This is a genomic window from Faecalicatena sp. (assembly GCF_058819085.1).
The window spans coordinates 37,781-59,558 of record NZ_JBZUUL010000012.1 but is presented as its reverse complement, the minus strand read 5'-3'; the positions used below and the strand labels follow the sequence as shown (position 1 = coordinate 59,558).

The 21,778-nt window shown below is 47.0% G+C and carries 18 protein-coding genes; 17 read left to right on the top strand and 1 reads right to left on the bottom strand.

Annotated elements, in window-relative coordinates; translation table 11 throughout:
- Positions 1-67 precede the first annotated feature (67 nt).
- The 12 genes from AC4OGX_RS06050 to AC4OGX_RS05995 all read left to right on the top strand — a co-directional run bounded on the left by AC4OGX_RS06050 (position 68) and on the right by AC4OGX_RS05995 (position 14,595).
- A complete protein-coding gene (locus tag AC4OGX_RS06050) occupies positions 68-1,915 on the top strand; it encodes a L,D-transpeptidase family protein (RefSeq protein ID WP_493329107.1) in 1,848 nt (615 codons plus the stop codon).
- A gap of 107 nt (positions 1,916-2,022) precedes the next feature.
- A complete protein-coding gene (gene tgt, locus AC4OGX_RS06045; RefSeq protein WP_493329174.1) occupies positions 2,023-3,159 on the top strand; it encodes a tRNA guanosine(34) transglycosylase Tgt in 1,137 nt (378 codons plus the stop codon).
- A gap of 138 nt (positions 3,160-3,297) precedes the next feature.
- Positions 3,298-3,603, top strand: a complete 306-nt coding sequence (gene yajC, locus AC4OGX_RS06040) for a preprotein translocase subunit YajC (RefSeq protein WP_288861953.1) — start codon at positions 3,298-3,300, stop codon at positions 3,601-3,603.
- 226 nt (positions 3,604-3,829) lie between these two features.
- Positions 3,830-4,132: a hypothetical protein gene (locus AC4OGX_RS06035; protein WP_493329105.1), complete on the top strand. Its 303-nt coding sequence runs from the start codon at positions 3,830-3,832 to the stop codon at positions 4,130-4,132.
- A gap of 54 nt (positions 4,133-4,186) precedes the next feature.
- Positions 4,187-5,278 carry a 3-isopropylmalate dehydrogenase gene (gene leuB, locus AC4OGX_RS06030; RefSeq protein WP_493329103.1) on the top strand — a complete coding sequence of 364 codons (1,092 nt, stop codon included), beginning with the start codon at positions 4,187-4,189 and terminating at the stop codon, positions 5,276-5,278.
- Positions 5,279-5,348: 70 nt separating this feature from the next.
- Positions 5,349-7,022 (top strand): dihydroxy-acid dehydratase, encoded by a 1,674-nt coding sequence (gene ilvD / locus AC4OGX_RS06025; protein WP_493329101.1) that lies wholly within the window; start codon positions 5,349-5,351, stop codon positions 7,020-7,022.
- An 11-nt stretch (positions 7,023-7,033) separates the two neighbouring features.
- Complete coding sequence (ilvB, locus tag AC4OGX_RS06020; RefSeq protein WP_493329100.1) at positions 7,034-8,716, top strand: biosynthetic-type acetolactate synthase large subunit; 1,683 nt, start codon at positions 7,034-7,036, stop codon at positions 8,714-8,716.
- Between the two features lie 138 nt (positions 8,717-8,854).
- A complete protein-coding gene (serC, locus tag AC4OGX_RS06015; protein ID WP_493329099.1) occupies positions 8,855-9,937 on the top strand; it encodes a 3-phosphoserine/phosphohydroxythreonine transaminase in 1,083 nt (360 codons plus the stop codon).
- Position 9,938: 1 nt separating this feature from the next.
- On the top strand, positions 9,939-11,102 hold the full coding sequence (locus AC4OGX_RS06010) for a phosphoglycerate dehydrogenase (protein WP_493329098.1): 1,164 nt from the start codon (positions 9,939-9,941) through the stop codon (positions 11,100-11,102).
- 203 nt (positions 11,103-11,305) lie between these two features.
- On the top strand, positions 11,306-12,694 hold the full coding sequence (locus tag AC4OGX_RS06005; RefSeq protein WP_493329172.1) for a hydroxymethylglutaryl-CoA lyase-like TIM-barrel protein: 1,389 nt from the start codon (positions 11,306-11,308) through the stop codon (positions 12,692-12,694).
- Between the two features lie 22 nt (positions 12,695-12,716).
- Positions 12,717-13,397 (top strand): GntR family transcriptional regulator, encoded by a 681-nt coding sequence (locus tag AC4OGX_RS06000; protein ID WP_493329097.1) that lies wholly within the window; start codon positions 12,717-12,719, stop codon positions 13,395-13,397.
- A gap of 1 nt (position 13,398) precedes the next feature.
- The gene (locus AC4OGX_RS05995) at positions 13,399-14,595 is read left to right on the top strand and encodes an NADP-dependent isocitrate dehydrogenase (protein WP_493329096.1); all 1,197 of its coding nucleotides are present in this window, start codon (positions 13,399-13,401) and stop codon (positions 14,593-14,595) included.
- Positions 14,596-14,672: 77 nt separating this feature from the next.
- Here the strand turns inward: AC4OGX_RS05995 and AC4OGX_RS05990 are convergent, their stop codons facing one another.
- Positions 14,673-16,652, bottom strand: coding sequence for an ABC-F family ATP-binding cassette domain-containing protein (locus AC4OGX_RS05990; RefSeq protein WP_493329094.1), 1,980 nt, complete (start codon positions 16,650-16,652; stop codon positions 14,673-14,675).
- A 281-nt stretch (positions 16,653-16,933) separates the two neighbouring features.
- Between AC4OGX_RS05990 and AC4OGX_RS05985 the strand changes: the two genes are divergently transcribed.
- The 5 genes from AC4OGX_RS05985 to AC4OGX_RS05965 all read left to right on the top strand — a co-directional run bounded on the left by AC4OGX_RS05985 (position 16,934) and on the right by AC4OGX_RS05965 (position 21,716).
- On the top strand, positions 16,934-17,578 hold the full coding sequence (locus tag AC4OGX_RS05985) for a redox-sensing transcriptional repressor Rex (protein ID WP_493329093.1): 645 nt from the start codon (positions 16,934-16,936) through the stop codon (positions 17,576-17,578).
- 82 nt (positions 17,579-17,660) lie between these two features.
- Positions 17,661-19,166 carry an NAD(P)H-hydrate dehydratase gene (locus AC4OGX_RS05980; RefSeq protein WP_493329092.1) on the top strand — a complete coding sequence of 502 codons (1,506 nt, stop codon included), beginning with the start codon at positions 17,661-17,663 and terminating at the stop codon, positions 19,164-19,166.
- Positions 19,163-20,329, top strand: coding sequence for an alanine racemase (gene alr, locus AC4OGX_RS05975; protein ID WP_493329091.1), 1,167 nt, complete (start codon positions 19,163-19,165; stop codon positions 20,327-20,329). Before AC4OGX_RS05980 ends, alr begins: the two co-directional genes overlap by 4 nt.
- Positions 20,330-20,508: 179 nt before the next feature.
- Positions 20,509-20,856: a type II toxin-antitoxin system PemK/MazF family toxin gene (locus AC4OGX_RS05970; RefSeq protein ID WP_216241576.1), complete on the top strand. Its 348-nt coding sequence runs from the start codon at positions 20,509-20,511 to the stop codon at positions 20,854-20,856.
- Positions 20,857-20,984: 128 nt separating this feature from the next.
- Positions 20,985-21,716 (top strand): YebC/PmpR family DNA-binding transcriptional regulator, encoded by a 732-nt coding sequence (locus tag AC4OGX_RS05965; RefSeq protein ID WP_493329090.1) that lies wholly within the window; start codon positions 20,985-20,987, stop codon positions 21,714-21,716.
- The last annotated feature ends 62 nt before the right edge of the window (positions 21,717-21,778 follow it).

Genomic DNA, 21,778 nt, shown 5'->3' with positions numbered 1-21,778 from the left:
TACATTTACTATGATTCGTAATATAATGTGGACTAGATATTGATTTAAAAAAGGGGAGTAATACTAAATGAGCGAACGAGACATGACAAAATCAAACGGTTTCCGCGCAGAAGAGAAAGATTTAGATGAAGAGTACTACTTTGATGAAATAGATGAAGCAGATGAGGATTATTATCTGGACGATGAAATAGACGAAGAAGATGAAGACTATTTCTTTGATGAAGAAGAGGAACCGGAAGAAGACGAATATGAAGAGCCTGTAAAACCTAAAAACAATGAGAGGACAAAGAAGTCCGGTGCAAAGTCCGGCGAAGAGGCTGATAAGGCACAGTCCGGCAAGAATGGGAATGTGAAGAGACAGAACGCACCGAATGTGATCCCAGTTCAATCAAAGGGAAAGAAGAAAGGCCCTGTTAAAAAGGAGCGTTTTGATGCCGATACAGATTTTGTAGAGGACCTGGATGATCTTTTCCCGGATGAAGAACCAAAGAAGAGGTCAAGAAAAAAGAAAGATGGCTCTAAGAAGAGCGGTAAGAAGATCTGGATCATTTCAGGCTCCATCGTGGCAGCTCTGGTGCTGATCTATATCGGTGTGTCTGTATTTTTTATGAGTCACTTCTATATTAATACGGAGATTAATGGGAAAGACTTCTCAGCCAAAACGGCGGCGGATGTAGAGGAATATCTGAAAACTCAGGTGAAAGATTATAAGCTGGTCGTAAAAGAGAAGGATAATAAGTCGGACACCATAGAGGGTTCAGAGATCGGACTTACTTATAAGGAAAATGATGACATTGAGAAGGCGTTGAAGAAACAGAATGGCTTTGCATGGCCGGCTGCATTTTTTTCAAAGAATTCTTCCAAGGTGACGATCGAGGTATCCTTTGATGATAGTGCCTTAGATAATGCTATCGCAGGCCTGCAGGCGGTGACAGCAGAGCAGGTGCCAGCGAAATCTGCTTATCCGAAGTTTAATGGTGAGAAGTATGTGATCGAGCCGGAAGTGATTGGCACTGCCGTGAATGTGGATGTGCTCAAAGAAAAGGTGCACCAGCATATCAATGAGTTCCAGAAAGAACTGGATATGGAAAAGGAAGGATGCTATTCCGAGCCGAAATATACATCGGATTCAGAAGAAGTCAAGAAGGCATGTGATGAACTGAACAAATATGTCAGTGCAAGTATTACATACACGATGACGGAGCAGGTAGTGGTAGATAAGACCTTAATTTCCCAATGGCTTTCTGTGGATGATAATATGAAGGTGACATTTAATCAAGACGCAGTGAAGGGATGGCTTACCGAATTCGGTGATAAGTATGACACAGTAGGGACGACCAGAACCATCACGACTCCAACAGGAAAGACCGCAGAGGTGTCCGGTGGGACATACGGCTGGTCAATAGATGAGGATACGGAATTCGAGGCCTTGGTCAACAGTATCAAGAATGGTGAGACCGTGTCAAAGGAGCCGGCATATTATCAGACTGCGGCGGCACATGCACCGCAGGACTGGGGCAATACCTATGCGGAGGTGGATCTGTCCGCACAGCATATGTGGTATATCGTAGACGGAAATGTGGCGATGGAATCAGATGTTGTGACAGGCCTTCCGACACCGGAAAAGGAGACGACAGCAGGTGTATTCAGCATTCTGGAAATGCAGCGGGATAAGACACTTGTCGGTGAGATCGATCCGGAAACAGGAAAGCCGGAATATGAAACACCGGTTACCTTCTGGATGAGGATCACCTGGTCAGGAATCGGATTCCATGATGCAACCTGGCAGCCTGGATTCGGCGGAGATCTGTATACATCTATCGGGTCACACGGATGTGTCAATATGCCTTACGGGCAGGCCGAGACTCTGTATAGTATGCTGTCGGTCGGAACTCCCGTGATTGTTCATTATTAGAATGAGATATAAGATGATCTTCCCTGCGGGGAAGATCATCTCATGAAAAGCTGGTATTTTACCAAGGGATTCAGACAAGAATGAAAGGTAAGGAAATAAAGGAAGCTATGTACGAATTAATCAAAAGAGACGGTCTTGCTAAGCGGGGCCGTTTTCACACGGTTCACGGAGTTATCGAGACTCCGGTATTTATGAATGTAGGAACTGCTGCGGCGATCAAGGGTGCGGTTTCTACCGATGATCTGAGAGGGATCAAGACCCAGGTGGAATTATCGAATACCTACCATCTGCATGTCCGCCCCGGAGATGAAGTTGTTAAAAAAATGGGCGGCCTGCACAAGTTTATGAATTGGGACAAGCCGATCCTTACGGACTCCGGTGGATTCCAGGTGTTTTCACTGGCGGATTTACGGAAGATCAAAGAGGAAGGAGTCCATTTTCATTCCCATATAGACGGCCGCAAGATTTTTATGGGGCCGGAGGAAAGCATGCGCATCCAGTCTAATCTGGCATCTACCATCGCAATGGCCTTTGACGAGTGCCCGTCCAGCATCGCGGACCGGGAGTATATGAGGGATTCCGTAGCGCGGACAACACGATGGCTTAAGAGGTGCAGGACAGAGATGGACCGGCTCAATTCTCTGCCGGATACGATCAACAAAGAACAGCTTCTGTTCGGAATTAACCAGGGAGGCATTTACGAGGAGATCCGTATCGAGCATGCAAAGCAGATCACAGAGCTGGACCTGCCGGGGTATGCAATCGGCGGTCTTGCGGTAGGAGAGAGCCATGAGGAAATGTACCGTATCCTGGACGCAGTCGTGCCTTACCTGCCGGTGGAAAAGCCCACATATCTGATGGGGGTCGGTACTCCGGCCAATATCCTGGAAGGTGTGGAAAGAGGCGTTGACTTTTTTGACTGTGTGTATCCGACCAGAAACGGAAGGCACGGACATGTATATACCAACCATGGAAAACTCAACCTTTTTAACGCAAAATTTGAACTGGATGACAGACCGATCGAGGAGGGATGCCAGTGCCCGGCATGCAGAAGCTACAGCCGGGGATATATCCGTCATCTGTTAAAGGCGAAAGAAATGCTGGGAATGCGCTTATGTGTCCTGCATAATCTGTATTTTTATAACACAATGATGGAAGAGATCCGGGCAGCCATAGAGGCTGGAGAATTTAAGTCATACAAGAAAAAGAAGCTGGAGGGCATGGAGCAGGGGAAAGATTCATGACCTTAAGTCAGGATATGGCAAAAGAAACGTAAAAAAGGCAAAAAAGTGGCGGAAATTCCAAAAGAATACTTGAAGATTTCTCCATTTTTGTGTATAGTTAACTTATTGTTTTGAAGATAGTAGTTAGGAGGAAGTAAGATGAATGGTTTATTAGCTGCAAGCGGAGCAACAGGAATGGGTGGTATCATCCTGATTTATGTTGTAATCATCGGTGGTATGTGGTTCCTGCTGATGCGCCCTCAGAAGAAGGAGCAGAAGAGAGTGCAGGCAATGCTTTCAACGATGGAAGTGGGCGATACCGCACTGACAACAAGCGGTTTTTACGGTGTAATAATCGACATCACAGATGACGATGTGATCGTGGAATTTGGGAATAACAAAAACTGCCGTATACCAATGCAGAAAGCTGCGATCGCACAGATAGAGAAACCTTCCGCAGAGTAGAGCTTTGGATGGTTGATGGATTTAAAAGAGTGGGTCCGCCTGTCAGGAGACACAGAGTGTTTTCCGGGGCGGACCGTTTGCGAAGAGGCACTGACAGTGAAAGAGCGGGGTTGAATGGCCCGCTCTTTTACTGTCAGTGCCTCTAATCGCTTACTATACACCCTGTGTCTTCTGACAGGCTGCGCCGTATCCGTTCAGAACGCAGCTGACAGGACAGGGAGGGGGCTTGGCTGCGGGCATCTTTGGAGGATTAGCAGCCCTTATAAAAACAGCACAGGAAATACAGACTGAAATCAGGCTCACAAAGCCTGATTTCAAGCAGACCTACAGGGTAAACGCATCCGGCGTTTACCCGCATGTCTGCGGTGTCTGCATTTCCTGTGCTATTTTCATTAGGGCTGTTTATCCCCCAAACAAGCCTGCAGCCAAGCCCCCTCCCTGTCCTGCCAGCGCCCCCCTTAACAAAAACTCCCTCCCCCCATATTTTCCACTTTTACGAATTAAAGGGTTGAAACGTGCCGAAAAATAAGTTATCATAGAAAATAGCATTTTTAATTCTATTTTTGGAAGGAAGTAATGGGTTATGAGATTGAATATTGGAGTGATTAAAGGGGACGGTATTGGACCGGAGATCGTGACGGAGGCCATGAAGGTCCTGGATAAAGTAGGTAAGGTATACGGACATGAGTGTTGTTATACCCAGTTATTAATGGGAGGCGCTTCGATCGATGTGCACGGAGTTCCTCTTACGGATGAGACGATTGCGGCGGCAAAGGCAAGCGATGCAGTGTTGATGGGGTCCATCGGAGGGGACGCGAAGACTTCACCGTGGTACCGGCTGGAGCCATCCAAGAGACCGGAAGCCGGACTTTTAAAGATCCGCAAGGAGTTGAATCTTTTTGCAAATCTTCGCCCGGCCGTATTGTATGATGAATTAAAGGGTGCGTGTCCGCTGAAAGAGGAGATCACAGAAGGTGGATTTGACATGATGATCATGAGGGAGCTGACCGGCGGGCTGTATTTCGGGGAGAGAAAGACAGTGGAAGTAGACGGGGTGATGACAGCTTTCGATGAACTTACATATAACGAGAATGAGATACGCCGTATTGCAAAGCGCGGGTTTGATATCGCGATGAAGCGCAGAAAGAAAGTGACCAGTGTGGATAAGGCGAATGTGCTGGATTCCTCCAGGCTTTGGAGAAAGGTCGTAGAAGAGGTTGCAGAGGAGTATCCGGAAGTAACATTGGAGAATATGCTGGTGGATAACTGTGCGATGCAGCTTGTGAAGGATCCGGGACAATTTGATGTCATCCTGACAGAAAATATGTTCGGCGACATCCTGTCTGATGAGGCCAGTATGGTGACAGGCTCCATCGGAATGCTGGCATCGGCAAGTCTGAATGAGACAAAATTTGGTCTCTACGAGCCAAGCGGCGGTTCCGCACCGGATATTGCAGGCAAAGGGATCGCCAACCCGATCGCTACGATCTTATCCGCTGCAATGATGCTGCGGTTCTCTTTCGATCTGGATAAAGAGGCAGATGCGATTGAGAATGCGGTTGCGCAGGTGTTGAAGGATGGATACCGTACGATCGATATCATGTCTGAGGGAAAGACTCAGATCGGAACAAGTGAGATGGGAGACAGGATCTGTTCTTATATAAGCAGATCATAAGTATAAGCAGATTATAAATATAAGCATATCATAAGCCGATACGGCATAAGTAGAAAGTGAGGTTTTTAAGATGAGAAGTGATACAGTAACCAAGGGGTCACAGCAGGCACCCCACCGTTCCCTGTTCAATGCACTGGGAATGACGCAGGAAGAATTGGACAGACCACTTGTAGGTGTTGTCAGTTCCTATAACGAGATCGTTCCGGGACATATGAACCTGGATAAGATTACAGAAGCAGTAAAGCTGGGCGTTGCAATGGCAGGCGGTACTCCGATCATGGTACCTGCCATCGCTGTCTGTGACGGGATCGCCATGGGGCATGTGGGAATGAAATATTCTCTTGTGACCAGAGATCTGATCGCAGATTCTACGGAAGCACTTGCAATGGCACATCAGTTTGATGCACTTGTTATGATCCCGAACTGCGATAAGAACGTACCGGGACTTTTGATGGCAGCTGCCAGAATTAATGTGCCGACGATCTTTGTCAGCGGAGGGCCGATGCTTGCAGGGCATGTAAAGGGCGGAAGGACCAGTCTTTCCAGTATGTTTGAGGCAGTTGGATCATATGCTGCAGGTACGATCACAGAAGAGGATCTATGTGAATTCGAGAATAAGGCATGTCCGACCTGTGGTTCCTGTTCAGGAATGTATACAGCTAACAGCATGAACTGCCTGACAGAGGCGCTTGGAATGGGACTGAAGGGAAATGGAACGATCCCGGCTGTCTACTCAGCAAGGCTTCAGCTCGCAAAGCATGCAGGAATGCAGGTCATGGAGCTGGTGAGAAAGAATATCCGTCCGAGAGACATCATGACAGAAGAAGCGATCCTCAATGCGCTGACGGTAGATATGGCACTTGGATGTTCCACAAACAGTATGCTGCATCTTCCGGCCATCGCCCATGAGATCGGCATGGACTTTGAGATTGAATTTGCAAATAAGATCAGTGAGAAGACACCGAACCTCTGCCATCTTGCACCGGCAGGTCCTACCTATATCGAAGACCTGAATGAAGCAGGCGGTGTCTATGCGGTGATGAATGAGTTGAATAAGAAGGGGCTTCTGAACACAGACTGTATGACAGTAACCGGAAAGACAGTGGGAGAGAATATCAAGGGATGTATCAATAAGAATCCTGAGGTGATTCGTCCCATCGATAATCCATACAGTGAAACAGGCGGTATCGCTGTCCTGAAAGGAAATCTTGCGCCGGACGGAAGCGTGGTAAAACGTTCCGCAGTCGTACCGGAGATGCTGGTACACGAGGGGCCTGCAAGGATCTTTGAGAGTGATGAGGCTGCAACAGAGGCGATCAAGACGGGTCAGATCAATCCGGGAGATGTGATCGTCATCCGCTACGAGGGACCAAAGGGAGGCCCGGGAATGAGGGAGATGCTCAATCCAACCTCCGCGATCGCAGGATATGGCCTGGGGTCCACGGTTGCCCTGATCACAGACGGACGTTTCAGCGGCGCATCCAGAGGCGCATCCATCGGTCATGTTTCACCGGAAGCAGCCGTAGGAGGACCGATCGCCTTAGTAGAAGAGGGAGATATCATCAAGATCAATATCCCGGAATTAAAGCTGGAATTAGATGTTTCAGATGAAGAGCTGGAAGCAAGAAGGGCAAAATGGCAGCCAAAAGAGCCTGAGATCACAACCGGATACCTTGCAAGATATGCGGCGATGGTCACATCAGGAAACCGGGGAGCTATTCTGGAAGTACCAAAGAAGAATTAGGAGGTCTTAGTATGCATTTAACCGGAGCAGAAATTGTCATTGAATGTTTAAAAGAGCAGGGCGTGGATACGGTTTTCGGGTATCCGGGCGGAGCGATTTTGAATGTTTATGATGCATTATATAAACACAGTGATGAGATCAGACATATCCTGACTTCCCACGAACAGGGGGCTGCACATGCGGCAGACGGATATGCAAGGGCCACCGGAAAAGTAGGGGTATGTTTTGCTACGAGCGGACCGGGAGCAACGAATCTGGTGACAGGTATTGCTACCGCTTATATGGATTCTATCCCTGTGGTGGCGATCACCTGTAATGTAGGTGTCTCTCTCCTTGGAAAGGATAGTTTCCAGGAGATCGATATCGCGGGGATCACGATGCCGATCACAAAGCATAATTTTATCGTAAAGGATGTCAATAAGCTGGCAGAAACGATCCGCAAAGCTTTTCGGATCGCGCAGACAGGAAGACCGGGACCGGTCCTGATCGATATTCCTAAGGATGTGACCGGGAATAAGACAGATTACAAACCTGTTAAGATCGAGCCAGTGGCGCCGATGGACCCGGCAGAGATCTGTGAAAAGGATGTGGACTCCGCAGTCGCCATGATCAGCAAAGCGAAACGTCCTTACATATTTGTTGGTGGAGGAGCCGTTTTATCAGGTGCCAGCAGAGAATTGATGGAATTCGTCAATAAGGTGGACGCTCCGGTTACCGATTCGCTGATGGGAAAAGGTGCATTCCCTGGAACAGACAGCCGTTATACGGGCATGCTTGGAATGCATGGAACCAAAACCTCCAACTATGGAGTCAGTGAATGCGATCTGCTGATCGTGATCGGCGCAAGGTTCAGCGACCGTGTGACAGGCAACACAAAGAAGTTTGCGAAAAATGCTAAAATCCTGCAGTTTGATATTGACGCAGCGGAGATGAATAAAAATGTCCTGATCACGGAGGGCGTTGTTGGTGATCTGAAAGAAGTATTGAAGAAGGTCAACGCTAAACTGGAACAGCAGTCCCATCCTGAATGGATGAAGAAGATCCAGGATTATAAGGAAAAATATCCGCTGAAATACCATGCAGATGTCCTGACCGGACCGTTTGTGGTAGAAGAGATCTATAAACAGACCCATGGGGATGCAATCATCGTCACAGAGGTCGGACAGCATCAGATGTGGGCAGCACAGTTTTATCAATATACAAAGCCGCGTACCTTCCTGACCTCAGGAGGTCTTGGGACAATGGGATATGGTCTCGGTGCATCCTTAGGTGCCAAGACGGGATGCCCGGATAAGCTTGTTGTCAATATCGCGGGGGATGGATGCTTCCGCATGAATATGAATGAGATCGCGACCGCGGTCAGACATCAGATCCCGGTCATCCAGGTGGTGATCAATAACCATGTACTCGGTATGGTTCGCCAGTGGCAGAATCTATTTTATGAACAGCGTTATTCCGCGACTGTGTTGAATGATGCGGTTGATTTTGTTAAGCTTGCCAAGGCTATGGGAGCAGCGGGAATCCGCGTCACCACACAGGAAGAATTTAAGGAAGCGTTTGCAAAAGCGTTGGAGATGAAAGCGCCGGTTGTCATTGATTGTCAGATCGACTGTGATGACAAGGTATGGCCGATGGTAGCTCCGGGTGCTGCCATCAGTGAAGCTTTTGACGAAAATGATATCAGCCACAGTTAAATATCTTTTCCTGCAGCTTTGCAGCATATCGGTGTGTATCCGGCGTCAATTATGGCTATGGATGCAGTCTCGCCGGATATGCGGCAAAGCTGTATGTTAAGGTGCTAATATATTTAAAAGTTCAGGAGGAAATAAGAAATGGGTAGAGTGTACAATTTTTCAGCAGGACCGGCAGTTTTACCGGAGGAAGTATTAAAGTCAGCAGCAGAAGAGATGTTAGATTATAACGGGACCGGAATGTCAGTTATGGAAATGAGTCATCGCTCAAAGGCTTTCGAGGAGATCATCACAACGGCAGAGGCCGACTTAAGAGAGCTGATGAATATTCCTGACAATTATAAGGTACTGTTCCTTCAGGGCGGTGCATCACAGCAGTTTGCCATGATCCCAATGAACCTGATGAAAAATAAAGTAGCAGATTACATTGTAACAGGACAGTGGGCAAAGAAAGCGGCCAGCGAAGCATCCAAATACGGGAAGGTGAATAAGATCGCATCTTCTGAGGATCAGACATTTTCCTATATTCCGGACTGCTCAGATCTGCCGGTCTCCGAGGATGCAGATTATGTATATATCTGTGAAAATAACACGATCTACGGAACTAAATTCAAGGAACTGCCGAATACCAAGGGGAAGACGCTTGTGGCAGATGTCTCCTCCTGCTTTTTATCCGAGCCGGTTGATGTGACAAAATATGGTATAATCTACGGCGGAGTCCAGAAAAATATCGGACCTGCAGGTATGGTCATCGTGATCATCCGCGAGGATCTGATCACAGAGGACGTTCTTCCGGGAACACCTACCATGCTTACATATAAGACACATGCAGATGCAAAGTCACTTTACAATACCCCTCCGGCATACGGGATCTATATCTGCGGCAAGGTGTTCAAATGGCTCAAAGCCATGGGAGGCCTTGAGGCGATGAAGGCACGCAATGAGAAGAAGGCAAAGCTTCTGTATGATTTCCTGGATCAGAGCAGACTGTTTAAGGGCACAGTAGAGAAGAAAGACCGTTCTCTGATGAATGTACCCTTTGTCACAGGAAATGCAGACTTAGATGCGAAGTTCGTAAAGGAAGCAAAGGAAGCAGGACTTGAGAACCTGAAAGGCCACAGAAGTGTAGGCGGCATGCGCGCAAGTATTTATAATGCAATGCCATATGAAGGGGTAGAAGCACTCGTTGCATTCATGAAGAAGTTTGAGGAGGAGAATCTGTAAGATGTATAAGTATAATTGCCTGAATCCGATCGCCCAGGTGGGATTGGAGAAATTTGATGAAAACTATGTTAAAACAGAGAAAGTAGAAGAAGCGGATGCAGTGCTGGTCAGAAGTGCAAGCATGCATGAGATGGAGTTTGGCGCAAATTTGAAAGTTATTGCCCGTGCAGGAGCAGGGGTCAACAATATCCCTCTCGATAAATGTGCAGAGAAAGGTATCGTTGTATTTAATACGCCGGGAGCGAATGCCAATGGGGTAAAGGAGCTTGTGATCGCAGGTATGCTCCTCGCTGCCCGTGATATCATCGGCGGCATCAACTGGGTCCAGGAGCACGAGGAAGACGGCGATCTGGTGAAGATGACAGAGAAGAAAAAGAAAGCTTTTGCAGGAACAGAGCTGGAAGGGAAGACCCTGGGTGTCATCGGACTCGGTGCAATCGGTGTACTGGTGGCAAATGCAGCGACACATCTGGGGATGGAGGTATACGGCTATGACCCTTATGTCTCTGTGGATGCAGCCTGGAAGCTGTCCAGGAATATCCATCATGCAAAGACGGTGGATGAATTATACAAGGAATGTGATTATATCACGATCCACGTGCCTGCATTAAAGGATACCATTGGCATGATCAATAAGGATGCGATCAGCCTGATGAAAAAAGATGTGGTCATCTTAAACCTTTCAAGAGACCTCCTGGTTAACAGTGAGGACATGGTAGATGCACTTGTATCCGGCCAGGTAAAATGTTATGTAACAGATTTCCCGACACCGGAGATCGCCGGAGTGAAGGGGGCGATCGTGATTCCTCATCTGGGAGCCTCCACAGAGGAATCCGAGGACAACTGTGCGATGATGGCAGTCAAGGAGACAAAGGATTACCTGGAGAACGGTAATATTACTCACTCGGTGAACTATCCGGACTGTGATATGGGTGTAAAAGGAGATGGTTCCAGGATCACCATCCTGCACCATAATATCCCGAACATGCTGGGACAGTTTACAGCACTGCTGGCAAAGGCAGACATGAACATTTCTCTGATGGCGAATAAGAGCAAGAAGGAATATGCTTATACCATGATCGATGTGGACGGGGATGTTGCTGCGGATGTAGCAGAAGAGCTTGAAAAGATCGAAGGGGTCTTAAAGGTCAGAGTGATCAAATAGGTCGTTTAGAAGATATTTGGGGAGAATGCATGAGGCGTTCTCCCCTTTTAGCTTTGGAAGGTCTTCTAATAATTCTGTGATTTAGTGTGTTAACGTATTGACAAAAGTTGTATGTTTGTATACAATTATACAAGGATGCAAAATATAAGAGCGTCCGAATATACTGACACGAGATAACAGAATGTTTTAGGAGGAATTTTATGATGGAAAACAGACAGGTTTATTTGAATAAGCATACAAATCTATTGGAACTCGAGGAGTACATGTACCCGCTGGTGGATGTGGAGACTCCGAATGTGTTCAGGAATCTATTCCATTATGATGAGATCCCGAAGATCGCCTTTAATGACAGGATCGTGCCTCACCACATGCCGGAGGAGATCTGGATCACAGATACGACCTTCCGGGACGGGCAGCAGTCACGGGCTCCTTATACAACCGAGCAGATCGTAACGATTTTTGACTATTTACATAAATTAGGCGGACCTAATGGGAAGATCAGACAAAGTGAGTTCTTCCTGTACAGCAAGAAGGACCGTGATGCAGTTTATAAATGCATGGAAAGAGGATATGAATTCCCGGAGATCACGAGCTGGATCCGCGCGAATAAGAAGGACTTCCAGCTGGTGAAGGATATCGGCTTGAAGGAGACGGGGGTTCTGGTAAGCTGCTCCGATTATCACATTTTCTACAAGCTTAAGATGACCAGGAGAGAAGCTATGGAGCATTATCTTTCTGTGATCAGAGAATGTCTGGAGACAGGTGTGCGCCCGAGATGTCATCTGGAAGATATCACAAGATCAGATATCTATGGATTTGTGATCCCGTTCTGTCTGGAGCTGATGAAGCTGATGGAAGAGTATAAGATTCCGGTGAAGATCCGCGCCTGCGACACTATGGGATATGGTGTGAACTATCCGGGAGCAGTGATCCCGCGTTCCGTACCTGGCATCATTTATGGACTGAGGACCCATGCAGGTGTTCCAAGTGAGCTGATCGAATTCCACGGACATAATGATTTCTACAAGGCTGTCAATAACTCTACAACAGCATGGCTGTATGGGGCATCCGGCGTGAACTGTTCTCTGTTTGGTATCGGGGAACGTACAGGGAATACTCCTTTAGAGGCAATGGTCTTTGAATATGCCCAGCTCAGAGGAACTCTGGACGGTATGGATACAAGGGTCATCACAGAGCTGGCAGAATACTATGAGAAAGAGATCGGATATGAGATCCCGGCCAGCACACCTTTCATCGGAAAGAACTTCAATGTGACACGTGCAGGTATCCACGCAGACGGTATGTTGAAAAATGAAGAGATCTATAATATTTTTGACACGGATAAGTTTCTGAACCGTCCGGCGCTTGTATCCGTTTCAAATACGTCCGGCATTGCAGGCATCGCATATTGGATCAATGCTTATTACAAGCTTGGGGCTGACCGTCAGGTGGATAAAAATTCCGAGCTTGTGAAGGCGGTGAAGCTGTGGGTGGATAAAGAATATGAAGAAGGTCGCGTTACGGTCTTGACAGATGAGGAATTAGTTGCCAAAATAGATAGTATATGCAGTGAACTGCATATGACACTCTAACTTGGGAGGACATAATAGTAAAATGGGAGAATATCAGGATAATTCCTTAAGCAGCCGCGTTTTCCAGAGAATCAGGGACGATATTCTAAAAGGAAAGTATAAAGAAAACGATGAATTAAGGGAGAACACTATTGGGAAAGAGCTTGGGGTCAGCCGTACTCCTGTTCGTGAGGCTTTAAGGCAGCTCGAGTTAGAGGGGCTTGTTTCTATCATTCCCAATAAGGGAGCGTATGTGACGGGAATCTCACCGAAAGATGTCAGCGATATCTACATGATCCGTTCTATGCTGGAAGGGTTGTGTGCAAGGTGGGCAACAGAGAATATTACTGAAGAACAGCTGGATGAGCTGGATGAGATCATGCTTCTTTCTGAATTCCATATGAAGAGAGAAGGGGGAGGCAGTGCGGAGCAGATGGCAGAATTGGATGGAAGGTTCCATGCGATTCTTTATGAAGCCTCTAATTCCAGGATCTTAAGCCATGTGCTGCTTGATTTCCACAAGTACGTCCAGATGGCAAGAGAGACTTCTGTTGTCTCAGAAGACCGTGCGCGAAAGTCTATCCGGGAGCATAAGCAGCTTTTACGTGCCATCCGGGATCAGGACGCAGACCTTGCGGAACAGCTCGCTAACGAGCATATTCTGCATGTGATACAGAACCTGAAAAAGCAAGGTTACGACGAAATTTTAGGAGGAGACAGATAAGATGGAAAAGATTAAGATGACCACACCGATTGTTGAGATGGACGGCGACGAGATGACACGGATTCTCTGGAAGATGATCAAGGATAATCTTCTGGAGCCATACATTGAACTCAACACAGAGTATTATGACCTGGGGCTGGAGCACAGAAATGAGACGAACGACCAGGTGACCATTGATTCTGCCAATGCTACGAAGAAATATAAAGTAGCCGTAAAGTGTGCAACTATCACACCGAATGCCGCACGTATGGATGAGTATGATCTGAAAGAGATGTGGAAGAGCCCTAACGGGACGATCCGTGCGATCCTGGACGGAACTGTTTTCCGTGCGCCGATCGTAGTTAAAGGAATCGAACCATGTGTAAAGAACTGGAAGAAGCCGATCACCATTGCAAGACATGCATACGGAGATGTGTACAAGGGTTCTGAGATGAAGATCCCGGGTGCAGGTAAGGTGGAATTAGTTTATACGGCAGAGGACGGAACCCAGACAAAAGAGCTGGTACATAATTTCGCAGGCCCCGGGATCGTACAGGGAATGCACAATATCAACCAGTCCATTGAGAGCTTCGCGAGAAGCTGCTTTAACTATGCGTTGGACACAAAGCAGGATCTGTGGTTTGCAACAAAGGATACGATCTCTAAAAAGTATGACCATACATTCAAGGACATCTTCCAGGAGATCTATGATGCGGAATATGATGAGAAGTTCAAGGCAGCTGGAATCGAATATTTCTATACACTGATCGATGATGCCGTTGCACGTGTGATGAAGTCAGAGGGCGGTTACATATGGGCATGTAAGAATTACGATGGAGATGTCATGAGCGACATGGTTTCCTCTGCATTTGGATCTCTTGCTATGATGACCTCAGTGCTGGTATCTCCGGACGGATATTATGAGTATGAGGCTGCCCACGGTACAGTGCAGCGTCACTACTACAAGCATTTAAAAGGCGAGGAGACCTCCACGAACTCTGTGGCAACGATTTTTGCATGGACAGGAGCGCTTAGAAAACGCGGAGAATTAGACGGAAACAAAGAGCTGATGGAATTTGCGGACAGACTTGAGAAGGCAACCATCGATACGATCGAATCAGGCAGCATGACAAAGGATCTGGCATTGATCACGACGATCGAGAATCCAACGGTATTAAACAGCGAAGACTTTATCAAAGCCATCGCAGAGCGTTTATAAGAAAAGAAGGCATAAAAAGGGGAAGGACAGCCTTCCCTTTTTTATGCCTCTCTCTTTTTCATCTCTGCAAGAGTCACCTATTCTGCCAGTTCCTCCCATTTCTCATAGAGGACTTCTAATTCTTCTTCATTTTCTGTCTTTTCCACAGCCAGTTCCTGACATTTTACAGAATTGGAATAGACATCCTCGTGGGTCATGAGCTCATCGATCTCAGCGTTTCGTTCTTCTAAAACAGCGATCCGCTCTTCGGTCTTTTTTAACTCATTTTGCCGCTTACGTTCCTTTGCCTGTTGTTCCTTTTGTTCCTGCCAGCTAAGTTTACCGGCTGAAACCGTCTCACCCGGGGCAGATTCTCCGGCCGGGCTTATGGATGCACCGGATAGGGCAGAAGCACGGTCTGACCTGGATATCGCGGAAGTACCTTTGGCAGGTGCGGCGTATACAGCGGTCAGTTCTTCTTTTTTCTCCAGATAGTAGTCGTAATTACCGATGTAATTTACAAAAGTCTGGTTCACCAGCTCTAAGATGCGTGTTGCAGTCTGGTTGATGAAGTAACGGTCATGGGACACATACAGGACAGTCCCGGTATACTCATTCAAGGCCTTTTCCAGGATCTCCTTTGAGGTGATATCCAGATGGTTGGTGGGCTCATCCAGGATCAGGAAGTTGGCTTCGGAGAGCATCAGCTTCGCCAGGGAAACGCGCCCCTTTTCACCGCCGCTCAGGTCGCCAACCAGCTTATAGACATCATCCCCGGTAAATTGGAAAGCAGCCAGGGTATTGCGGATCTGCGTATTGGTTAGTGTTGGATAATCATCAGAAATCTCATCAAAGATATTCTTATCCTCGTGCAGGACATGGTGCTCCTGGTCGTAATAGCCGATCTTTACCTTGGAACCGAGGGTGAAAAAGCCTGTATCCGGAGGAACTACCTGGTTCAGGATCTTGAGAAGAGTGGTCTTTCCTGTTCCGTTGTCACCGATCACGGCCACGTGCTCCCCGCGTTTGATCTCAAAGCTGATATTTTGGAATAATACCTGGGAATCGAACGCCTTGGAGAGGTCCTCGACCTTTAGTACGTCATTTCCACTGATGCAGGAGGGCTCCAGTGTCAGGTGCATCTCCTTTGCCGCATCCTGCGGCTTTTCTACCAGTGACATCTTGTTGAGCATTTTTTCCCGGCTCTCCGCACGCTTGATCGATTTCTCACGGTTGAAGGAGCGGAGCTTTTCGATGACTGCCTCCTGGTGCTTGATCTCACGCTGCTGGTTTAAATATTCCTTGAGCATCGCATCGCGGATCTGCTGTTTTTTATCGGCGTAATCCTTATAATTTCCGGAATACATACGCACAGCACCGTTTTCCACTTCAATGACCTTTGTGACGACCCGGTTCAAAAAGAAACGGTCATGGGACACGATCAATACAGCCCCCGGATAATTCAACAGATAAGTCTCCAGCCAGGTGATAGAGTTTAAGTCCAGATGGTTGGTAGGCTCATCAAGAAGCAGGATATCCGGCTTGGTCAGAAGCAGTTTCCCAAGGGAAACACGCGTTTTCTGACCTCCTGAGAGGGTATCAGTTCTTTTGGAAAAGTCCTCCTCGGTAAATCCGAGTCCCTTTAAAACACCGACGATCTCACTCTCATAGGCGTAACCGTTTAGTGCCTCAAATTGTGACATGAGGCGGTTGTAGGTCTCCAGACGCTTGGCAAGCTCCTCACCGCTTAAGGACTTTAATTCATGCTCGATCGAACGGATCTGGAGCTCCATCTCAATGATATCAGCCTTTGCCGTCTTCACTTCCTCATAGACCGTACGTCCGCCTTCCAGATTCTGCTGCTGGGCCAGATAACCTAGGGTGCGCCCCTTGGTCAATACGATCTCGCCGCTGTCAGCAGACTCCTCTTTTACGATCATCTTTAAAATAGTGGATTTGCCTGCGCCGTTTACGCCGACTAAAGCCGCCTTTTCTCTGTCTTCTATATGGAAAGAGCCATCCTTTACGATCAGCTGTTCTCCGAATGATTTATTGAGATTATGACATGCGAATATCATAAAAAACCTCCTGTATCTTAAGTGTATCTTGAGATTCCATTTTTGCGGATGCCCCAAGAGAATGCATACCCGGGAGCATATATTACAGGATGCCATTAGGGTACACTCCTTTCATTATAACGAAAATAGAGTAAAATACAACTAAAAAATTGACTTTGTCCACGCAATTCTATATAATAAAGTCTGGTACATTGTTTTGTAAACACCTATGTATGGACATATGATGCTGTCATAGATCTTTACAAAGCAATGTATTAGACTAAGTTTGGAGGGTGAATGCTGTGGAAGAGAGAGAAATATCACGTGCAGTAATAGGACGGCTGCCAAGATATTACAGATATTTGGGAGAGTTACTGGATGCAGGCGTAGAAAGGATCTCGTCAAACGATCTGAGCAAGAAGATGAATGTCACTGCTTCACAGATCCGGCAGGATCTGAACAATTTCGGTGGTTTCGGTCAGCAGGGATATGGGTATAATGTAAAGTATCTCTATACAGAGATAGGGAAGATTTTAGGATTGAACAGAGAACATAATATGATTATTATCGGCGCGGGTAATCTTGGACAGGCACTTGCCAATTATGCTTCATTTGAGAAGAGCGGTTTCCTTCTGAAAGGATTATTTGATGTGAATCCAAGACTGGAAGGGGTCAGCATCCGCGGCATACCGGTACGCATGATGGATGATTTAAAGAACTTCTTAAAGCATAACGATATCGAGATCGCAGCACTCACGATTCCGAAATCAAAAGCGATCGAAGTGGCAGACATACTGGTGGACAGCGGGATCAAAGCAATCTGGAACTTTGCACACACAGACCTGAATCTGCCGGATGATGTGATCGTAGAAAGCGTACATTTGTCAGACAGTTTGATGAAGCTTTCCTACAATATCAGCCGCTACAATGAAGAACATGGTAAATGATAGAGAATACAAAGCGTGTAACGAAGGCAGACTGCCTTTTTTACACGTTATTTATTTCAAACGAAGTTAGGATGGTGATAATATGAGATACCTCCCTACAGGAGAATGGATGCAGAAGGCTGATAATTACACGATCAACAAGATCGGGATTCCTTCTATGGTTCTGATGGAGAGAGCGGCCCTTGCTTTTGTGGATGTCATGGAAAAGGAGCAGCTAAATCTAAATAAAGTGCTTGTTTACTGCGGCTCAGGCAATAACGGGGGGGATGGGTTTGCCATTGCCCGGCTCTTGAAGGAAAAAGGATATGATGCAAGAACGGTTTTTGTGGGCCGGGAAACTTCTATGAGTGCCGACTGCAGGTGCCAGAGGCAGATTGCGGAAAATTGCGGTGTTCCCATGGTCACAACTGAGGAAGATGAGGAATATACTACTATAGTGGATGCTGTTTTTGGAGTGGGGCTGAACCGGGAGATCACCGGAGATTACCGGGATGCCATTGCCAGAATGAATGCACACAAGGGGACAAAGGCAGCCGTGGATATCCCATCGGGGATCTGCTCAGCCACAGGGAAAGTGCTGGGGACGGCTTTTGAAGCAGACTTAACCGTTACGTTCCAGTGTGAGAAGCTGGGCTGTATCCTTCATCCGGGGCATCTCTATGCGGGAAAGACCGTGACTGTGGATATCGGGATCAGCAAAAGTCTTTTCGAAGATGAGAATGCACTGTGTTACACCTACGAGAAGAAGGACCTGCCGGGACTGCTCCCGCCGAGGAGACCGAATTCCCACAAAGGGACATATGGCAGGGTGTTGATGATTACGGGAAGCACGGGAATGTCCGGTGCCGCATATTTAAGTGCGAAGGCCGCGTATATAAGCGGTGCAGGACTGGTACAAATCTATACGTCTGAGGATAACCGTGTGATCCTGCAGCAGCTCCTGCCGGAAGCGATTATTTCTACCTATACAGAGTTTGAAGAAGAAAAACTCAAGAGGCTTCTTTCCTGGGCAGATGTAGTCGGGATCGGATGCGGCCTGGGCCAGAACAGGATTTCAGAACAGATATTGAAGACGGCTCTGACAGAGGTGAAGGTCCCCTGCGTAGTGGACGCGGATGGATTGAATCTGCTTGCCTGCCATCTTGAGCTGCTTAAGGAAAAGGAGTCACCCATCGTTCTGACTCCGCATATGAAGGAGATGTCCGGGCTGCTTGGCTGCTCTGTGGCAGAGCTGATAGAAGATCGGTTCGTAAGGACCAGGGCCTTTACAGAAAAGTATGGGGTTGTCTGTGCTCTCAAGGATGCACGGACGATCGTGGTTAAAAGGAATCATCCTATTTTTGTCAATACGGCCGGCAACAGCTCCATGGCTAAGGCAGGTTCCGGTGATGTGCTGGCCGGTGTGATCGCAGGACTTCTTGCACAGCATATGGAAATCTATGATGCAGCGGCCTGCGGGGTATATCTGCATGCCTGCGGAGGGGATGAGGCTAAGAAAATGAAAGGGTCTTACAGTGTGCTGGCAGAAGACTTAATAGCAGGAATCGCCTGCTGTACGAAAAAGACAGAGGAGTGTATGGACAGATGAAACAATACAGCAGAGTGTATGCCAGGGTGAACCTGGATGCAGTCGAATATAATATGGAACAGATGAAAAAGCACATCGGGGAGGACGCAAAGATCATTGCTGTTGTAAAGATGGACGGCTACGGGCATGGTGCGGCTCCGATCGCGAGAATGTTTGAGGAGAAGGATTATATCTGGGGGTATGCGACAGCAAGCCTTGAAGAAGCTGTTTCCTTAAGGAAGGCAGGTATTGAGAAACCGATCCTTGTGCTGGGATGCATTTTCCCGGAACAGTACGAGGAGATGCTCGCCTATGATATCCGTGCTACTATTTATATGGAAGAAACAGCTCAGGAATTATCTGAAACGGCCGGCAGACTTGGGAAGACAGCCTGCTTTCATATTAAGATAGATACAGGGATGGGAAGACTTGGGTTTCTGCCTGACCAGGATAGCATTCAAAAGATCGCCAGGATCAGCCGGCTGCCTCATGTAGAGGTGGAAGGTGTTTTCACACATTTTGCAAAGGCAGACGAGACAGATAAAAGTTATACGCTTGCACAACATAAAAAGTTTGCCTGGGTGAAGGAAGCCCTGGAAGATAAGGGGATTCATATTACATATTATCATTGCGACAATAGCGCAGGAATCATTGATTTTCCTGAAATGAAACATGACCTGGTGCGGGCCGGGATCGCGACCTACGGCATGTACCCTTCCGATGAGGTGCAAAAGGAGTCATTAAGCCTTCGCCCGGCGCTGGAGCTGATCAGCCACGTCACTTTTGTAAAAGATGTTGAGCCGGGGGAATCTATCAGCTACGGCGGGATCTTTACAGCCGAGAAGAAGATGAGGGTGGCCACGGTGCCTGTCGGATATGGAGACGGCTATTCCAGAGGACTGTCCAATAAGGCAGACGTACTGATCCATGGAAAACGTGCCCGGATCCTGGGACGTGTCTGCATGGACCAGTTCATGGTCGATGTGACAGATATTCCGGACGTAAAGTTCATGGATCAGGTGGTGCTTGTAGGCTATGACCAGGATGAACATATTCCGGTGGAGGAATTAAGCGCGGTCTGCGGGCGTTTTAACTATGAATTTGTCTGCTGTCTCGGCAGGCGGATTCCGAGAGTTTACACAAAAGGCGGGAAAGTCGTGGAACAGGTAGAATATCTGTCCTAGTAAATTTTCCGTGCACTTGCATACATCCGAAAAAGCAGGGAATACTTTAGTATGCTTTCCAACCAGATAACAGGGAGGCATATATAACAGAAAGTATTCCTATACAGGGTGCTGTCCGGCTGAAAAAGCCATAGGGCATTCCTGCATATGAGAGTATGAGAATCGGAGTGTGAAGTGATTTGGTGATAAAAAGAGGAGATATATATTATGCGGACTTAAGTCCGGTGGTAGGTTCGGAACAGGGCGGCATCCGTCCGGTATTGATCATTCAGAATGATGTGGGAAATAAGCACAGCCCTACGGTAATCTGTGCTGCGATCACATCCAGGATGAATAAAGCAAAGCTGCCGACCCATATCGAGATCAGTGCGGAGAAATACCATATTGTCAAAAATTCAGTGATATTACTGGAACAGATCCGCACCATTGATAAACAAAGACTCAAAGAATTTGTCTGCCATGTAGACAGTGGATTGATGAGAAAAGTAAATGATGCAGTAAGGATCAGTCTGGAACTTTCTACATAACGAGAAATAAAAAAGTAATGTCAAGAAATAATTGAAATATTGGATAAAGAGTGATAAAATTGTAAAGCGAGTTTATCGGTTAATGTATGATAGAAAAAATATGATAGAACGAAAAGAGGAGATTAGAGATGTCAGGACATTCTAAATTTGCGAATATTAAGCATAAGAAAGAAAAAAATGATGCTGCCAAGGGTAAGATCTTTACAAAGCTTGGCCGTGAGCTTGCTGTTGCAGTAAAAGAAGGCGGCGGTCCGGATCCTAACAACAACAGCAGACTGCGCGATGTGATTGCAAAGGCAAAGTCCAATAACATGCCCAACGATACCATTGAAAGAAATATTAAAAAGGCAGCCGGGGAAGGCTCCGGGGATAACTACGAGCATATTACATATGAAGGGTATGGTCCGAACGGTACGGCGATCATCGTTAAGACCCTGACAGACAATAAGAACCGTACAGCTTCTAATGTAAAGAATGCATTTACCAAGGGAAGTGGAAATGTCGGAACACCGGGCTGTGTATCCTTTATGTTTGACGAAAAGGGACAGATCCTTGTGGATAAAGAAGAATGTACTATGGAGGCAGATGAGCTGATGATGCTGGCTCTGGATGCAGGTGCAGAAGATTTCGTGGAAAATGACGACAGCTTTGAGATTCTCACCTCACCGGAGGATTTTAGTGCAGTGCGTCTAAAGCTGGAAGAAGAAGGGATCGCTATGGCAGATGCAGAAGTGACGATGATCCCTCAGACATATGTAGAACTTACAAGCGAAGAGGATATTAAAAACATTCAGAAGACATTAGACTTACTGGATGAAGACGATGACGTACAGGACGTATACCACAACTGGGACGAATAACAGATCCTGTGAAACGTTATGGACGATCAGGATGACCGGGGGATGCTGAGAACAGGCATCCT